13 protein-coding genes and 1 pseudogene are annotated in these 15,805 nt (G+C 62.9%); 13 read left to right on the top strand and 1 reads right to left on the bottom strand.

The features are described 5' to 3' along the window. Window positions 1-50 precede the first annotated feature (50 nt). The 13 genes and pseudogenes from GKC70_RS11210 (at window position 51) to GKC70_RS11150 (ending at window position 14,832) form a co-directional block, all read left to right on the top strand. Window positions 51-1,379 (top strand): MFS transporter, encoded by a 1,329-nt coding sequence (locus GKC70_RS11210; protein ID WP_342651363.1) that lies wholly within the window; start codon window positions 51-53, stop codon window positions 1,377-1,379. 85 nt (window positions 1,380-1,464) lie between these two features. Next, complete coding sequence (locus GKC70_RS11205; RefSeq protein ID WP_342651362.1) at window positions 1,465-2,382, top strand: amidohydrolase family protein; 918 nt, start codon at window positions 1,465-1,467, stop codon at window positions 2,380-2,382. 218 nt (window positions 2,383-2,600) lie between these two features. After that, window positions 2,601-3,749 (top strand): UDP-4-amino-4-deoxy-L-arabinose aminotransferase, encoded by a 1,149-nt coding sequence (arnB, locus tag GKC70_RS11200; RefSeq protein WP_342651361.1) that lies wholly within the window; start codon window positions 2,601-2,603, stop codon window positions 3,747-3,749. Then, window positions 3,746-4,756: a glycosyltransferase gene (locus GKC70_RS11195; RefSeq protein WP_342651360.1), complete on the top strand. Its 1,011-nt coding sequence runs from the start codon at window positions 3,746-3,748 to the stop codon at window positions 4,754-4,756. Before arnB ends, GKC70_RS11195 begins: the two co-directional genes overlap by 4 nt. A gap of 4 nt (window positions 4,757-4,760) precedes the next feature. Beyond that, window positions 4,761-6,748 (top strand): annotated as a pseudogene (arnA, locus tag GKC70_RS11190) (bifunctional UDP-4-amino-4-deoxy-L-arabinose formyltransferase/UDP-glucuronic acid oxidase ArnA). Beyond that, window positions 6,745-7,632: a 4-deoxy-4-formamido-L-arabinose-phosphoundecaprenol deformylase gene (arnD, locus tag GKC70_RS11185; RefSeq protein ID WP_342651359.1), complete on the top strand. Its 888-nt coding sequence runs from the start codon at window positions 6,745-6,747 to the stop codon at window positions 7,630-7,632. The pseudogene arnA and the gene arnD overlap by 4 nt, the downstream one beginning before the upstream one ends. Further along, window positions 7,629-9,269 carry a lipid IV(A) 4-amino-4-deoxy-L-arabinosyltransferase gene (arnT, locus tag GKC70_RS11180; protein ID WP_342651358.1) on the top strand — a complete coding sequence of 547 codons (1,641 nt, stop codon included), beginning with the start codon at window positions 7,629-7,631 and terminating at the stop codon, window positions 9,267-9,269. The genes arnD and arnT overlap by 4 nt, the downstream gene beginning before the upstream one ends. Then, window positions 9,266-9,616 (top strand): 4-amino-4-deoxy-L-arabinose-phospho-UDP flippase, encoded by a 351-nt coding sequence (locus GKC70_RS11175; RefSeq protein WP_342651357.1) that lies wholly within the window; start codon window positions 9,266-9,268, stop codon window positions 9,614-9,616. Before arnT ends, GKC70_RS11175 begins: the two co-directional genes overlap by 4 nt. Further along, window positions 9,613-10,026, top strand: a complete 414-nt coding sequence (arnF, locus tag GKC70_RS11170) for a 4-amino-4-deoxy-L-arabinose-phosphoundecaprenol flippase subunit ArnF (RefSeq protein WP_342651356.1) — start codon at window positions 9,613-9,615, stop codon at window positions 10,024-10,026. Before GKC70_RS11175 ends, arnF begins: the two co-directional genes overlap by 4 nt. Further along, the gene (locus GKC70_RS11165; RefSeq protein ID WP_342651355.1) at window positions 10,023-11,396 is read left to right on the top strand and encodes a UDP-glucose 6-dehydrogenase; all 1,374 of its coding nucleotides are present in this window, start codon (window positions 10,023-10,025) and stop codon (window positions 11,394-11,396) included. The genes arnF and GKC70_RS11165 overlap by 4 nt, the downstream gene beginning before the upstream one ends. Before the next feature lie 93 nt (window positions 11,397-11,489). Then, window positions 11,490-12,239, top strand: a complete 750-nt coding sequence (locus GKC70_RS11160) for a response regulator transcription factor (RefSeq protein WP_342651354.1) — start codon at window positions 11,490-11,492, stop codon at window positions 12,237-12,239. A 59-nt stretch (window positions 12,240-12,298) separates the two neighbouring features. Beyond that, window positions 12,299-12,703 (top strand): DUF2946 family protein, encoded by a 405-nt coding sequence (locus tag GKC70_RS11155; RefSeq protein ID WP_342651353.1) that lies wholly within the window; start codon window positions 12,299-12,301, stop codon window positions 12,701-12,703. Between the two features lie 194 nt (window positions 12,704-12,897). After that, a complete protein-coding gene (locus GKC70_RS11150; RefSeq protein ID WP_342651352.1) occupies window positions 12,898-14,832 on the top strand; it encodes a TonB-dependent receptor in 1,935 nt (644 codons plus the stop codon). A 13-nt stretch (window positions 14,833-14,845) separates the two neighbouring features. Here the strand turns inward: GKC70_RS11150 and GKC70_RS11145 are convergent, their stop codons facing one another. Next, the gene (locus GKC70_RS11145) at window positions 14,846-15,730 is read right to left on the bottom strand and encodes a homocysteine S-methyltransferase family protein (protein WP_209435534.1); all 885 of its coding nucleotides are present in this window, start codon (window positions 15,728-15,730) and stop codon (window positions 14,846-14,848) included. Between the last annotated feature and the right edge of the window lie 75 nt (window positions 15,731-15,805).

The raw sequence follows: 15,805 nt of genomic DNA, 5'->3' as shown, positions 1-15,805 counted from the left end.
AGGTGCCAGGGCCAAGCCTCACTCCAGAAAAACAACAATTGGAGAGCACCATGATTTCAGTGACTTCACAGCCCAGTGAGCTCGAGCGCGCGACCATGCGCCGCGTCGCCTGGCGCCTGCTGCCGTTTCTCATCGTCTGCTACCTGATCGCGATCATCGACCGCGGCAACATCGGCATGGCTTCGCTGCAGATGAACCAGGACCTGGAACTGTCCGCCAAGGTCTTCGGTTTCGCCAGCAGCCTGTTCTTCTTCGCCTATTTCCTGGTCGAAGTGCCCAGCAACCTGGCCATGCAGCGCTACGGCGCGCGGATCTGGATCGCCCGCATCATGATCACCTGGGGCCTGATCTCCGCCGGTACCGCCTTCGTCCAGGGCGCCAACTCGCTGTACGTGATGCGTTTCCTGCTCGGCGCCGCTGAGGCCGGCTTCTTCCCCGGCGTCCTGCTCTATCTCACCTACTGGTTGCCCTCGGCCTACCGTGCGCGAATGGTGGCGTTGTTCATGGTCGCCATTCCGGCCGCCAACTTCATCGGCTCGCCGCTCTCCGGCCTGCTGCTGAGCCTGGACGGCTGGATGGGCATGCGCGGCTGGCACTGGCTGTTCATTCTCGAAGGCATTCCCGCCGTGCTGCTGGGCATCGCTTGTCTGTTCGTGCTGACCGACCGCCCCGAGCAGGCCAAGTGGCTGAGCGACGAACAACGCGCCTGGCTGACCACGCGCCTGGCCGAGGAAGCGGCGAAGAAAACCACCATTGGCCATATTTCGTTGTGGAAGCTGTTGCGCCACAAGGACATCTGGGTGCTGGCGCTGATCTACTCGGGTGCCTCTGCTGCGGGCAGTACCATGAGCGTCTGGGCCCCGCAACTGCTCAAGACCTTTGGCCTGACGTCGATGGAAATCGGCCTGGTCAACGCCATTCCCTACGGCATCGCCTCGGTGCTGATGATCGTCTGGGGTCGCAGCTCCGACCGCACGGGCGAACGTCGCTGGCACACGGCAATGACTATGTTGCTGATCGCGGCCGGCCTGCTGATGACCCTGTTCACCTCGTCGTTGCCGGCCACCGTGGTGATGCTGACCATGGTGCTGGTGGGCGCCTACTCGATGAAAGGGCCGTTCTGGGCGCTGGTATCCGGCTGGCTGTCCTCCTCCACCGCTGCCGCCGGCCTGGCGGCCGTTGGCGCGATGGCCAACCTCATTGGCGGCGGCCTGATGGTGAATGTCTACGGCGCCATCCACGACGCCACCAGCAGCTACGCGCTGGCGCTGATGCCACTGGCGGCGCTGTGCACCCTGGCCGGTGTCATGGTGTTGGTGATCGGTCGCAAACGCCAGCTCGAGCAAGCCGAAGCGGCGGCGGCGCTCGGCGCCAAGTAATTCTGCACCGTACGCATCGACGCCCACCTTCCGTCGAGGAACGTGGGCGTCGTCTTGTCATTACAACAATACAACGAGGTTTGCGATGTCTCTTACTCGTCGCCACTTTCTGCAGGTGGCCAGTGCCCTTGGCGCTGCCGCTTCCACCGGAGTGTTGGCCAAGATGCCGTTCAGCAAAGGCGAGGCGCCAGCTCGCCTGGTGCCACCTCAAGGCAGCGTCGACTGCCATATGCATTTGTACGACAGCCGTATTCCCGCCGCCGCTGGCGCCACGTTGCTGCCGCCGGACGCTTCGCTGGAGGACTATCGCCAGCTTCAGCAGCGTCTCGGGCTACGTCGCATGGTGATCGTCACCCCTTCGACCTACGGCACGGACAACCGCGTCATGCTCGACGGTCTGCTGCGCAGCCGGGGCGATGCGCGAGGGGTCGCGGTGTTGGCCAGCAGCATCACCGATGCCGAGCTTGAGCACCTCCATAAAGCCGGCGTTCGCGGTATCCGCTTCAACCTCAGCGTCGGCACCCAGGCCCTGGAAGGCATCGAAGCGCTGGCCGCCCGTGTGAACGAACTGGGCTGGAACGTCCAGGTCGCTACCGGGCCGCTGCTGCCGGAGGTGGCACCGCGCCTGGCCAAGCTACCGAGCAAGCTGGTGATCGATCACCTGGGCCACGTACCGCAGCCAGAGGGCCTGAAATCCACGGCCTTCGCCGCGCTCACAGGGCTGCTCGACGCCGGGCGCACCTGGGTCAAGCTGTCGGCGCCCTACCTGCGTTCGGCAGTCGGTGCGCCGGGTTACCAGGATGTGGGCGTGGTCGTCAGCACGCTGATCGCGCGCTATCCCCAGCACCTGGTATGGGGCAGCGACTGGCCACACCCGACGTTGGCGCCAGAGCAGAAGCCGGACGATGCAGCACTGCTGGACCTGTTGCTGCAATGGGCACCGGATGAGCGCGTGCGCACGATGATCCTGCGCGATACGCCCGTGAAGCTGTACGACTTCTAAGCAAGCGTGCCGGCCAACGAGGGCGGCCTGTCAGGGGCCTCTGTTCGTCGGCTCGGCCTTGCACCTCACACACCGCCCCTCGGCTAACCCCCTCAGCTTTCGTTCGTTCAGCCTTCGTTCAGACTGCTTGAAGAAAACCTTGATGCGACCTCGCTAGGATCCCGGCGCTTCGAGGAACCAATGGGTTCCTTGCCTTCAAGTCGGCTACCGAGGTCTGCATGACCGAGCATTTTCTACCCTTTTCTCGTCCGAGCATTGGCGAGCAAGAGATTACCGCCGTTGCACAGGTGCTGCGATCAGGCTGGATCACCAGCGGGTCGAAAAATCTGGAGCTCGAACAGCGCTTCGCCGAGTACGTGGGCGGCGAACATGCAGTTGCACTGTCCAGTGCTACCGGCGCATTGCACGTCACGCTGCTGGCGCTGGGGATCGGCCCAGGGGATGAAGTCATCACGCCTTCGCTGACCTGGGTTTCGACGGCCAACATCATTTCACTGATCGGCGCCACGCCGGTGTTCGTGGATGTCGATCGGCACACCCTGATGTGCGATGCACTGCATGTACAGGCCGCCATTACCCCGCGAACGCGGGCAATCATACCCGTTCATTTCGCCGGAGCCGCACTGGACCTGCGACCTCTGCGAGCCCTCGCAGAACAGCACGGCATTGCGTTGATCGAAGACGCTGCCCATGCGGTGGGAACCGAGTATCGCGGTGCTCGGATCGGCGCGAGCGGCACCGCCATCTTTTCATTCCACGCCATCAAGAACCTGACCTGCGCCGAAGGCGCCATGCTGGTCACCGACGACCACGCGTTGGCCGATCGCGTGCGGCGCCTGAAATTCCATGGACTGCAAGTCGATGCGTTCGATCGCTCGAGCCAAGGCCGGCGTCCCCAGGCGCAGGTCATCGAGCCAGGCTTCAAGTACAACCTGGCGGACATCAATGCGGCCATGGCGCTGGTTCAGTTGCAACGGTTGGAGGCACTCAATGCCAGGCGCCACGCGCTAGCCGAACAGTACACCGCTCGCCTGGCCGATCTGCCCGTCAAGCCACTGGCTGTTCCGACCTACCCGATCCACCACGCCTGGCACCTGTTCATCCTGCGCATCGATGAGCAGGCCTGTGGTCTGACTCGCGACGCGTTCATGGAGGCCATGAAGCACCAGGGTATTGGCTGCGGCATCCACTTCATTCCTGCACACCTGCACCCCTACTACCGCCAGGCCTACCCGGATGTTCGACTGCCGGAGAGTGAGTGGAATGCTTCGCGACTGTGCACGATCCCCCTGTTTCCCGACATGCAGGACAGTGATGTGGACCGCGTGGTTTCAGCCATCGAATACAGTCTGGAGGCAAGAACATGAAGCCGGCTGCATTCGAACTCATCTCGATCGTGATTCCGGTGTTCAACGAAGAAGCGAGCCTGCCCCAACTGTTGAGCCGAACGTTGGCTGCCTGCAGTCAGCTATCGCAACCGTTCGAACTCATCCTGGTGGATGACGGCAGTCGCGATCAGTCTTCGACGATCATGCAAGAAGCAGCCTCGGCCAATGGCAGCCCGGTGGTGGCCGTACTGCTGAACCGAAACTATGGCCAGCATGCGGCGATTTTCGCAGGCTTCGAGCAGTCTGCCGGGGACCTGATCATCACCCTGGATGCCGACCTGCAGAATCCACCTGAGGAAATTCCACGGCTGGTCGAACAAGCCGCCTGTGGCTATGACGTGGTCGGCTCGGTCCGCGAGCGCCGCCAGGACTCAGCATGGCGACGCTGGCCCTCGCGGCTTGTCAATCGAGCGGTCAAGAGCGCCACCGGGGTGGCCATGCACGACTATGGCTGCATGCTGCGCGCCTACCGTCGGCCGATTGTCGACGCCATGCTCAAGTGCCAGGAACGCAGCACCTTCATTCCCGTGCTGGCCAACAGCTTCGCCCGCCACACCTGCGAAATACGCGTCGCCCATGCCGAGCGTGAGCATGGCGAGTCCAAGTACAGCCCGATGGGCCTGCTCAACCTCATGTTCGATCTGCTCACCTGCATGACCAACATGCCGCTGCGCCTGTTAAGTCTGTGCGGTGCAGTCATGGCCAGTGCTGGCTTCGTGCTGGCCTGCGCCCTGGTGCTGTTGCGCCTGACGTTTGGCGCGGCCTGGGCCGGTAACGGTCTGTTCGTGTTGTTCGCCGTGTTGTTCATGTTCAGCGGCGTCCAGTTGCTGGGCATGGGACTGCTGGGCGAATACCTGGGCCGCCTGTACAGCGACGTCAGGGCGCGCCCACGGTTTCTGATCGAACAGGTCGTCAGAGCCAGTCCTGCCTCGCCCCCGGCGCCGACGCCGTCTGCCAATCCGCTTACTTCTACCAGAGAATCCTGACGACATGAACGTCAAAGTCGTTGTCTTTGCCTATCACGATATCGGTTGCACCGGTATCGAATCCCTTCTCGAAGCCGGTTACGACATTACGGCGGTCTTCACCCACCATGACCAGCCGCAGGAGCGGATATTCTTCGGCTCAGTGGCGCGTCTGTGTGCTGAGCGTGGCATACCGGTTTACGCCCCCGAAGACGTCAATCACCCCCTGTGGGTGCAACGCATCCGCGAACTTGAGCCGGACTTCCTGTTTTCCTTCTATTACCGGCAGCTCTTGGGCGAGTGTATCCTCGCCTGCGCCAAGCGCGGCGCATTCAACCTGCACGGGTCCCTGCTGCCACGCTACCGAGGCAGAGCACCGGCAAACTGGGCCATTATCAACGGCGAGACGCAGACCGGCGTCACCCTGCACCGAATGGTCGGACGCGCCGATGCTGGGCCGATCCTTGCTCAAGTTCCGGTAGCCATCGCCGAGACCGATACTGGTCTGAGGCTTCAACAGAAACTGCGCGCAGCAACCATCGGCTTGCTGCGCGAAAAGCTACCACTACTAGCGGCCGGTGGCCTTGCAGAGGTGCTGCAGGATGAAACCCAGGCCAGCTACTACGGCCGCCGTACAGCCGCCGATGGCCTGCTCGACTGGCAGCGCCCGGCCAAAAGGCTCTACGACCTGATCCGCGCAGTCACCCATCCTTACCCCGGGGCCCATTGCAAGAGCGGTGAGCACAAATTGCTGATCTGGGACGCCGACGTCATCCCGGGCAATCTCGGGCAGCCCCCCGGCACCGTGCTGTGCGCCGACCCGTTGCGCATCGCCTGTGGAGAAGATTCACTGGTAGTGCGTCATGCCCAACGCGGCGACCATGGCCTGTACCTTTGCGGTGCCGGCCTGGCCCGTGACCTGGGCCTGGTTGAGGGGGCGTCGCTGAGTGCGGCACACCCGCCGGCAAAACGCCCGACGCGGGTACTGATCCTCGGCGTCAATGGCTTCATCGGCAACCACCTGTCCGAGCGACTGTTGAGTGACGGCAACTACGAAATCCATGGCATGGACATTGGCTCGGATGCCATCGAACGGTTGAAGGGCAACCCACAGTTCCACTTCGTCGAGGGCGACATCAGCATCCACAGCGAATGGATCGAGTACCACGTCAAGAAGTGCGACATCGTGCTACCGCTTGTCGCCATCGCCACCCCCATCGAGTACACCCGCAATCCGTTGCGCGTGTTCGAACTGGACTTCGAAGAAAACCTGAAGATCATTCGCTACTGCGTGAAGTACGGAAAACGCGTGATATTCCCCTCCACCTCGGAAGTCTATGGCATGTGCCAGGATCCGGAGTTCGACGAGGACAGGTCGAACCTGGTCGTAGGCCCCATCAACAAACAGCGCTGGATCTACTCGGCTTCCAAGCAACTGCTGGACCGGGTCATCTGGGCCTACGGCAAACAAGGCCTGCGTTTTACTTTGTTCCGTCCGTTCAACTGGGTAGGCCCGCGCCTGGATCGCCTGGACTCGGCGCGCATCGGCAGCTCGCGGGCGATCACCCAACTGATTCTGCACTTGGTGGAAGGCACGCCCATACGTCTGGTCGACGGTGGTGAGCAAAAGCGCTGCTTCACCGATGTCGCCGACGGCATCGAAGCCCTGGCGCGCATCATCGACAACGCAGACGGTTGCTGCGACGGGCAGATCATCAATATCGGCAATCCTGACAACGAGGTTAGCGTTCGCGAGTTGGGCGAAGCCTTGCTGCGCCAGTTCGATGCGCACCCGCTACGCGGCGAGTTCCCCCCTTCGCCGGGTTCCAGTGGGTGGAGAACCGCACGTTCTACGGCGACGGCTACCAGGACGTCAGCCACCGCAAACCGCGCATCGCCAATGCACGCCGCTTGCTGCACTGGCAGCCGACCGTCGATCTGGAGCAGACCATCGCCAAGACCCTGGACTTCTTCCTCAACGAAGCGCTCCTCGAACGCGGGAGAAGCCGATGAGTCCGGTGGGATTGCGAGTCGATGTGGATACCTTCACCGGCACGCGCGAAGGCGTGCCCGCGCTGCTCGATCTGTTAGACGCCGCTGCGGTGAAGGCCACGTTCTTTTTCAGCGTGGGCCCCGACAACATGGGGCGACATGTCTGGCGACTGGCTCGCCCGGCGTTCCTGCGCAAAATGCTGCGCTCGAAGGCCGCCAGCCTCTATGGATGGGACATGCTCCTGGCCGGCACGGCATGGCCTGGGAAGTCGATAGGCCGCGAACTCGCGCCGATCATGCGACGCGCCCAGGAGGCTGGCCATGAGATCGGCCTGCACGCCTGGGATCACTATGCCTGGCAGGCCCACGCCGGCCGTTGGTCGGATCGGGTTCTGATCGATCAGGTGCGTCAGGGCAAGGAATGCCTGGAAGACATCATTGGCCAATCGGTCACCTGCTCGGCAGCGCCCGGCTGGCGGGCCGACACGTTAATCCTTTCAGCCAAGCAGGCGCTTGGCTTTCGTTACAACAGCGACTGCCGCGGCGGCGGAATTTTCCTCCCGCTGCTGTCCGACGAGTGCCCAGGCACCCCGCAGATTCCCGTGAACGTACCGACCTTCGATGAAATGGCCAGGCCTGGATTATCCATGAACAGCTTCAACGAGCTCATCCTTGAGCGTCTCACTGCCAGCCACTATGGCGTCTACACCGTACATGCCGAAGTGGAAGGCCGGAGCATGGCCGGTGGATTCGAACAGTTGCTCAAACGCGCGGCCTGGCGCGACATCGATTTCAAGCCCCTGGGGGCGTTGCTGCCAGAGGATGTCCATCGCCTACCGACCGCCCATGTCATACGCGGGGCAGTAGCGGGCCGCGAAGGTTGGGTGGGGGTTCGTCACACATGAGTCGCGTTCAACAGTGGTCACTGATCGCCCTGATCTTCGTCCTGTTCTATGCCCTGCCACTAAGCAACCACGGTCTATGGATCCCGGACGAAACGCGCTACGCGCAAATCGGCCAGGAAATACTGCTCAGCGGTGATTGGGTTTCCCCGCATTTCATGGGCCTGCGCTATTTCGAAAAGCCCATAGCGGGTTACTGGATGATCGCCGCAGGACAAGCGGTCTTCGGCGAGAACCTTGTCGGAGTACGCATCGCATCGCTACTCGCCACAGCCCTGAGCACCCTGCTGATTTTCCAACTGGCCCAGCACATCTGGCACAACCGCCGTACCAGCTGGCTGGCGGCGGCGTTCTATGCGAGCTTCGGGCTGATTGCCGGCCAGGCCGGTTATAGCAACCTGGATCCTCAGTTCACCTGGTGGGTCAATTTCAGCCTCGCTGCACTGTGGGGCGCGTTGAACGCCTCAACGACCCGACGGCGACTCGGGCTGTGGGCCGTGCTTGGACTGGCCTGCGGTATGGGGTTCCTGACCAAGGGGTTCCTCGCTTTGCTGTTGCCGGTGCTGATCGCCGTGCCCTACGCCGTGTCTCGCAAGTGCTTCAAGCTACTGCTGAAGTTTGGGCCGCTCGCAGTGCTGGTGGCGCTGTTCGTGTGCGCACCCTGGGCGTTGAGCGTGCATGCCAGGGAGGCGGATTACTGGAGTTTCTTCTTCTGGCATGAGCACATTCGACGCTTCGCTGCCGAAGACGCCCAGCACCTGCGGCCTTGGTGGTTCTATCTGCCCCTCATGCTCGCGGCCACCCTGCCCTGGGCCGGCCTGCTCCCGATCAGCCTCAAACAAGCGTGGCGCGAGCGCTCATCCGCCGACATGGTCTTCCTGGCGCTCTGGCTGGTGTTACCGTTCCTGTTCTTCAGCCTGAGCCGTGGCAAGCTGCCGACCTACATCATGCCGTGCCTGATGCCCCTGGCGCTGATGATGGCCCGTGCCATCGACCGGCGCCTGAGCGAGTACGAAGGTGCAGCGCTTCGCTTCAACGGCTGGATCAATCTCAGCATCGCCGTGATTGCTAGCGGCGGCCTGGCAGTTGTGCAGTGGAAACAGCCGGTCTATGTCGATGAACCTCTGGTGTTGTGGCTGGCAGTCATCGTCATCGTCGTGTGGGGGCTGTGTGGTCTGGCCCAGGCGATCAAGCCCATCCGCTTGTGGTACACCCCGCTGCTGGGCCTCTGGACGCTGATCGCGATCCTGCCAGCGGCGATGCCCGCACGTGTGGTGAACAACAAGACGCCTGATACGTTCATTGCCGCGTATCTGCCAGAACTGGCAAACGTAACGCATCTGGTCAGCAATGACTTGGGCGCCGCCTCGGCTTTGGCGTGGCGTACGAAAAGGCCCGAGGTCACCCTCTACGACACCAAAGGCGAACTGAAATACGGTTTGTCATACCCAGAACACCGTCATCGCAGCGTCGCGCCTGACGCCTTCCAGGCGTGGTTGCAGGAAGCGCGAAAAACCGGATCGGTGGCCATCGTGTTGAGAAGCAAGGACGGTTCTGGTCGCCATCTGCCCCAGCTTCCTGGCGGCGAACGGTACGCATCGGGGCACCTCTCCCTCATCATTCTCGAGCAGAGCCAATGATCACCCTGCTGCTACTCGCTACCTCGCTGCTGATCTGCTGCGGACAGATCGCGCAGAAGTTCACGGCCCAGCGCTGGGCGGCGTTGGCCGGCGGCAATTCGGGGTGGGCCATTCTGGGTTGTCCCTGGCCGTGGTTGGCATCGATCAGTCTTGTCCTGGGCCTGGGCTGCTGGTTGGGGGTGCTTCGGCACATGGATGTCGGCGTCGCCTATCCCATGCTGAGCCTGAACTTCGTACTGGTGGCGCTTGCTGGACGCTACCTGTTCGGCGAAATCCTGCAAGGCCGAAGTCTGGCAGGCATAGCCCTGATCGCAACTGGCGTACTGATGCTGGGGGGGCTGTCATGAGCTGCCGCAGAGGTCTGGCCGCTGCCTGGACCAGCGTCCTGTTGGTCAGTGCTGCGCAGTTGGCCATGCACTGGGGCATGACCCGTCTGCCAGCGTTCTCTGACTGGGCCTGGGGCACGTGGCCCATGGGTGCACTGGCCTGTGTGGCAGGCGGTGTGATGGCCTACGTGATTTCACTCGGCTTCTGGTTACTGGCCCTAAGCCACCTGCCTCTGGGCAGGGCCTACGGCCTGCTTGGCCTTAGCTACGCGCTGGTCTACATCCTGGCGGCGAGCCTGCCCTTTTTCGACACCCATTTCTCGGCCATCAAGACAGTGGGTGTGGGCCTGGTCGTGGCCGGCGTATGGCTAATGAATACCTGCGGTGCGAGCCGCGACTGCCCTGTCCAGTGTTGCAAGGAGAGTCAATGAAAATCACGGTCTATGGAAGCGGCTACGTCGGTTTGGTGCAGTCCAGTGTGCTGGCGGAAGTCGGTCATGATGTCGTGTGCATGGACATCGATCAGATCAAGGTGGACGCACTGTCGCGGGGCGTGGCGACGATCTTCGAGCCAGGGCTCGAGGCACTGCTGCGCGAAGGTCTGGACAGCGGACGATTGCGGTTCACCAGCGACTCATGTCTGGCTGCGGAGCATGGGCATGTGCAATTCATCGCGGTCGGCACGCCCCCGGGGGCAGACGGTGCGGCAGATCTGGGGGCAGTCTTCGCGGTGGCGGATCAGATCAGCCTTCACCGCTCAGCACCGGTCATCATCGTGGAAAAATCCACGGTGCCGGTGGGTACCGGTGATCGCCTGCGCCAGCACATTCGCCGGCGACTCGACGATGCGGGGCGCTCACTGGAGTTCGAAATTGCCTCGAACCCGGAGTTTCTCAAGGAGGGTGCGGCACTGGCTGATTGTCGCCGACCCGACCGGATCGTCATCGGGACCGAGAGCGAAGCGGTGCGTCAGGTGATGCGCGAACTCTACGAGCCATTCAATCGCAACCATGACCGCATGCTGTTCATGACGCTGCGCAGCGCCGAACTGACCAAATACGCAGCTAATGGCATGCTGGCCACCAAGATCAGCTTCATCAACCAGCTCGCCGAACTTGCCGAACACGTGGGCGCCGACATTGAGTCGGTGCGTTTGGGCATGGGGGCAGATCCCCGAATTGGCTACCACTTTATCTACCCAGGCTGCGGCTACGGCGGCTCATGCTTTCCCAAGGACATGCGCGCGCTCATCAACAGCGCGCAGCAGGTTCAATGCCCCAGCGACCTGCTGGAGGCTGTGGAAGCGATCAATGGGCGGCAAAAAAGCAAGTTGTTCGAACGCATCAAGAGCTACTTCGGCGGCGACCTCACCGGCAAGGTCTTCGCGCTCTGGGGACTGGCGTTCAAGCCCAACACCGATGACATTCGTGATGCGCCCAGCCGAGTACTCATGGAATCGCTGTGGGCTCACGGAGCGCGGGTCAATGCCTACGATCCAGAGGCGATGCTGGAAACCCAACGCGCCTACGGCCACGATGCGCGCCTGTCGTTGATGGGCACGCCCGAGGCGGCGCTGACGGGGGCGGACGCCTTGGTTATCTGCACGGAGTGGCAACAGTTCAAGGCCCCGGATTTCGAGGCGATCAAAGACCGCTTGAACGCACCGGTCATCATCGACGGCAGAAATCTCTTCGATCCCGAGCGGATGCACAGGCACGGTATCACCTACTTCCCCATTGGCCGTGGACGCTCGTGTGCAACCTCAGATGATGGACGTCTGTCGGAGTCGCTTTCGGCCTAGTGATCTGAAGAAAAGTCAGCGGGCGTTGATCGGGCATCTTGCGTAAAACGCCTGATTTCCATGCAGCGCTCGCCCTGTTGTTCACGGTGGACTGTGCGCGATTTGTCACCCGAGGTGCTTTTGAATCATCGACGAATCCTCATCATTGAAGACCGCTTCGAGGGGGCAGGCGTGCTGACGACCTATCTGAAAAGGGAAGGTTTCGAAACCACGGTCGTACACGACGGCATTCCAGGCCAAGCCCTATTTCGCCATCTCGATCCAGCGCTGGTCCTGCTGGATATCACCTTGCCAGGAAGAGACATACATCGATTTCTCTTCGAACTGCGTCAAACCTGCGTGACGCCCGTCATCGTCCTCACCGCCGCGGCCGACGTCACGGAAAAAATCGGCGTACTGCGCCAAGGGGCGGACGATTACATTCCCAAACCCTATAACCCAAGAGAGGTCACGGCGCGCATTCAGGCTGTACTGCGCCGTGCTTGGCCAGCACAGGCGTCGCGAAGCGTCCTCGAATGCGACGGCGTCTGGGTGGACCTCGACGCCCTGGTCGGTGGCGTGCGCACTGCCGACGGCGACTCGATCCTGCTGAGTCTGACTCGGACCGAACTGGGCGTGCTGACTGCACTGCTGAAAACCCCCTACAAAGCTTTCACCCGCGAAGAGCTGCTGGCGTCGAGCATGCCCGACAGCAATGCCCAGAGCCGCGTGATCGACACGCATGTCCATAATTTGCGGCGCAAGCTCGAAGCCGCAGGGGTCATGCAAGTGCCGAGCACGGTCAGGGCCGTGGGCTACCGATTCAGGTCGGAGGCCAAGCTGCGGCAAATGGGCGCGCCCTAAAGCTTTTACAGACTCACCCATCTGCGGCTTAATAGCGCCGTCCCGCTCAAGGATGGCCAATGCTCACCACGCGTCACATGCCCCTGCTGCTGCTTGCCTGCCTCGTCGTACTGTTCAACCTGCTGGCGATGCCGCTCGACCGCGCGCTACGGCCTCCTGCAGTCGATTCATCATTGCTGCTGGGCAGTTTCTGCAGCCTGCATGGTGTGCAGAACCTGCCCAAGTCGGTGCTGGCGCAACTCAAGCTCGACCAGGCCGAGTTGTCCGATCAGCTCGACAGCACGCCTGCGCCCGGCGATTGCTGCTGCGGCCACGCGGGCCAGGCCGCCTTGGCCTCGACCTATTTCAGACATCTGATCCCGCGCTTCTGGCCCGACGTCCTGCTCCTCAGCCCGGCGCCTGACCGGCCAGTCCCGCGCGAGCAACGACCCGCCCTCACACCGCGCGCCTCTCCTCTGGCTTGAAGACTCGTCCCTAGAGCACCGCGCTGCGCACTGCTTCGCGCACGCACACGACTGTCCTGCCAGGAACCGCTTTCCATGACTGCGTCACGCCATGCCGCACGCGCCGCCCTGCCCGCGCTTGCCCTCACCTGCACCCTCGCTCCGGCCGCCCAGGCCGAAGCCGAGACGATCCCTCCCGCGACTCCCCCCTGACCTTGGGCGCTGTCAGCGTCTCAGGCCGCGAAACCGGCCCACAGTCCAGCGCCGCGCTGATCGGTTCGGTCGATGTGCTGCGCGCCGACACGCTAGACACCCTGCCCGTCGCCTACGCCTGGGAATTGTTCAGGCGCGCGCCGGGCGTGCTGCTGACCGAATTCAACCAGGGCACCACCTCGGGGAAGCTGTCGATGCGCGGCTTCAATGGCGAGGGCGAAGTCAACGCCGTGAAGTTGCTGATCGATGGCATCCCCAGCAACACCAACGACGGCAACATGCCCTTCATCGATGCGGTGTTCCCGCTGGACATCGACAACATCCAGGTGGTGCGTGGCACCCAGGACCCGCGTTATGGACTGAACAACATCGCCGGCAACGTTTCGATCAACACCCGCACCGGGGGTGAATACAACCAGGCGCGGCTGCGCTATGGCAGTTTCGACACCCGTGAAGTGCAACTGGCCAAAGGCATCGAAGGCACGAACTGGACTCAGAACTACTTCTTCGCCCGCCAACAGGTCGGCGGATACCGGGATCACGCCGACACCGAGCGCTATACGTTTTCCGGCAAATGGTTCTACACGCCGGAGGACGGCCGCTACCGCGCAGGGCTGATTGCACGTCACTACCAGAGCACCGCCCAGGAGGCCGGTTACCTCAGCGCAGACGACGCCCGCCACGATCCACGCCACAGCAATGCCTTCAATGCGACCGACCAAGGCACGCGGCGCATCAACCAACTGAGCCTGCATCTGGACACCGACCTCACCGACGACCTCGCCTGGTCCACCAAGGTCTACCTCAACACCTTCGACGACCGGCGCTGGACGCAGTACTGGCGCACCAGCGCACAGCAGGAGCGCTACGCGAACGAAACCCAGTACGGTGCCCTCACCTCGCTCACCTGGCGGCCCGAGGTTCAGGGCCTGCACGGCTTTGCCCTGGAAGGCGGCAGCGACGTAAACCGCCAGGAAAATCGCAGCCAGCGCTATCGCACCCTCGACCGAACCCGCCAGGTCCGTACCCGCGACCAGCAGTTCGATTTCGACACGCTCGGCGCTTATGTGCAGGCCGAGATCGAGCCGGTCGCCTCGCTGAAGATCGTTCCGGCCTATCGGGTCGACACGCTCAGTGGTCACTTCGACAACCGCGCCAATGGACAGCAGGCGCCGATCAACGACTACGGCCTGATCCGCCAGCCGAAACTCAGCATCGCCTGGACGCGATGGGACGTGGCGGGCCTGTACGCGAACTGGGGTCGTACCTTCCAGGTCGGCACCGGCGCGGCGGCGTACAAGATCCCGCCAAGCCACCAGGACCTGGCGCCCTCGATCAACGAAGGCTGGGAGACAGGCATCACCTTCAACCCCACGCGCTGGCTGGACGGTCGCCTGGCTTACTGGCGCCAGGAGGCCAGTGGCGAAGTCAGCCGGCGCCTGAACGATCCCAGTGGCGAGTCCGACAACGTCGGCGAAACCCGGCGCTGGGGCTATGACCTGCAAATGAACCTGCACCCGGACGAGCGCACCGAGTGGTGGCTGGCCTATACCTGGCAGTACTCGCGCATCCTGGAGCCCAGCGCCGCCTTGCCGGCAAGCCGAGGACAGGAGATCGATCATGTCCCCCATCACGTGTGGAATGCCGGAGTCCGCTATCAGGCCTCGCCAGCATTGCAACTGGGTGCCTGGATGAACGGCCAGTCGCGCTATTACCTGGAACGCGAAAACACCCAGGGCCGTTACGGCAGCTTCGTGCTGATGAACCTGAGCGCAAGCTACCGACTGAGCGAGTCGGTCAGCGTCGACCTGCAGTTGAAGAACCTCGCCAACCGCTACTACGCATACGTCTGGTACGACCCCGATGGCGCGCAGGCTTCGCTGCATTCGCCAGGCGACGGGCGCGCGCTGTACGCCGGGGTCACCTTCGACTTCTAAGTCCGCCAGCCGGTCAACGCAGGTGCTGGGCGAGCTCGGCGATGTGTTGCGGACCGATGCCGCAGCAGCCGCCGATCATGCTCGCCCCGCGCTCACGCCAGTCCTGGGCCCACTTCAGGTAACCCGGCGGGTCCAGGTCGTCGCGCAGCTCATCCAGACCGTCGTTGGCGGTGGCCTCTTTCGGCTGGGGCGGGAAGGCATTGGCATAGGCGCCGATGGCGATGTCGGCCTGGCGCGCTTCGATTACCGCACGCGCGGCGTCGATCGCGGCACCGATGACCTCGGGCTGGCTGCAGTTGAACAGCACGGCCGCCACGCCGAGTTCGGCTGCCGCCGCCACCGCCTCGCTCACCGGCTCGCCGGAACGCAGGCGTGGGATCGGGTCGACCTCTTCGTCCTGGAGGGTGAACGACACCCAGAACGGCTTGCCGTCCTTGGGCAGATGGGCATGGATGGCGCGCACTTCGGCAATGGCGCTCTGCGTCTCGGCCAGCCAGACGTCTACATGCGCAGCCAAGCCCTGAACCAGCGGGGTGAGGACCTCGGCGACGCGCTCAGGCTGGAACAGGTCCGGCCGGTACGAACCGAACAGCGGCGGCAACGACCCGGCCACCTGCACAGGATGCGCACTGGCCCTGGCGGCCTGGCGCGCCAGTTGCCCGGCGATGTCGGCCAGGTGCTGACCTTCTTCGGCAAACCGCGCCTCACCGATGTGGAAGGGCACCACCGCATAGCTGTTGCTCGTGATCACCCGCGCCCCGGCCTCGATGAACGCGGCATGCACGCCGACTACCGCTTCGGGAGCCTCGCTGAGGGCGAGCGCCGACCACTCCGGCTGGCGGAACGGTGCGCCGCTGCGTTGCAATTCCCGTCCCATGCCCCCGTCAAGAATCACCATGTCACGTTGTTTCATATAACGCCTCTGCAGGTTCTTATGAAGAAAATTCATTATGAACGTCGGATTTATACCTAT

The sequence above is a fragment of the Pseudomonas sp. REB1044 genome (assembly GCF_038813925.1).
Taxonomy (GTDB): Bacteria; Pseudomonadota; Gammaproteobacteria; order Pseudomonadales; family Pseudomonadaceae; genus Aquipseudomonas; species Aquipseudomonas boreofloridensis.
The sequence above is the reverse complement of the archived record's forward strand: the minus strand, read 5'-3'. Positions and strand labels throughout refer to the sequence as shown.

What these genes read in the sequence shown, in the direction of transcription:
- GKC70_RS11210 (WP_342651363.1), top strand. Translation starts at nt 51, where the DNA reads ATGATTTCAGTGACTTCACAGCCCAGTGAGCTCGAGCGCGCGACCATG.
- GKC70_RS11205 (WP_342651362.1), top strand. Translation starts at nt 1,465, where the DNA reads ATGTCTCTTACTCGTCGCCACTTTCTGCAGGTGGCCAGTGCCCTTGGC.
- arnB (WP_342651361.1), top strand. Translation starts at nt 2,601, where the DNA reads ATGACCGAGCATTTTCTACCCTTTTCTCGTCCGAGCATTGGCGAGCAA.
- GKC70_RS11195 (WP_342651360.1), top strand. Translation starts at nt 3,746, where the DNA reads ATGAAGCCGGCTGCATTCGAACTCATCTCGATCGTGATTCCGGTGTTC.
- arnD (WP_342651359.1), top strand. Translation starts at nt 6,745, where the DNA reads ATGAGTCCGGTGGGATTGCGAGTCGATGTGGATACCTTCACCGGCACG.
- arnT (WP_342651358.1), top strand. Translation starts at nt 7,629, where the DNA reads ATGAGTCGCGTTCAACAGTGGTCACTGATCGCCCTGATCTTCGTCCTG.
- GKC70_RS11175 (WP_342651357.1), top strand. Translation starts at nt 9,266, where the DNA reads ATGATCACCCTGCTGCTACTCGCTACCTCGCTGCTGATCTGCTGCGGA.
- arnF (WP_342651356.1), top strand. Translation starts at nt 9,613, where the DNA reads ATGAGCTGCCGCAGAGGTCTGGCCGCTGCCTGGACCAGCGTCCTGTTG.
- GKC70_RS11165 (WP_342651355.1), top strand. Translation starts at nt 10,023, where the DNA reads ATGAAAATCACGGTCTATGGAAGCGGCTACGTCGGTTTGGTGCAGTCC.
- GKC70_RS11155 (WP_342651353.1), top strand. Translation starts at nt 12,299, where the DNA reads ATGCTCACCACGCGTCACATGCCCCTGCTGCTGCTTGCCTGCCTCGTC.
- GKC70_RS11145 (WP_209435534.1), bottom strand. Translation starts at nt 15,730, where the DNA reads ATGGTGATTCTTGACGGGGGCATGGGACGGGAATTGCAACGCAGCGGC.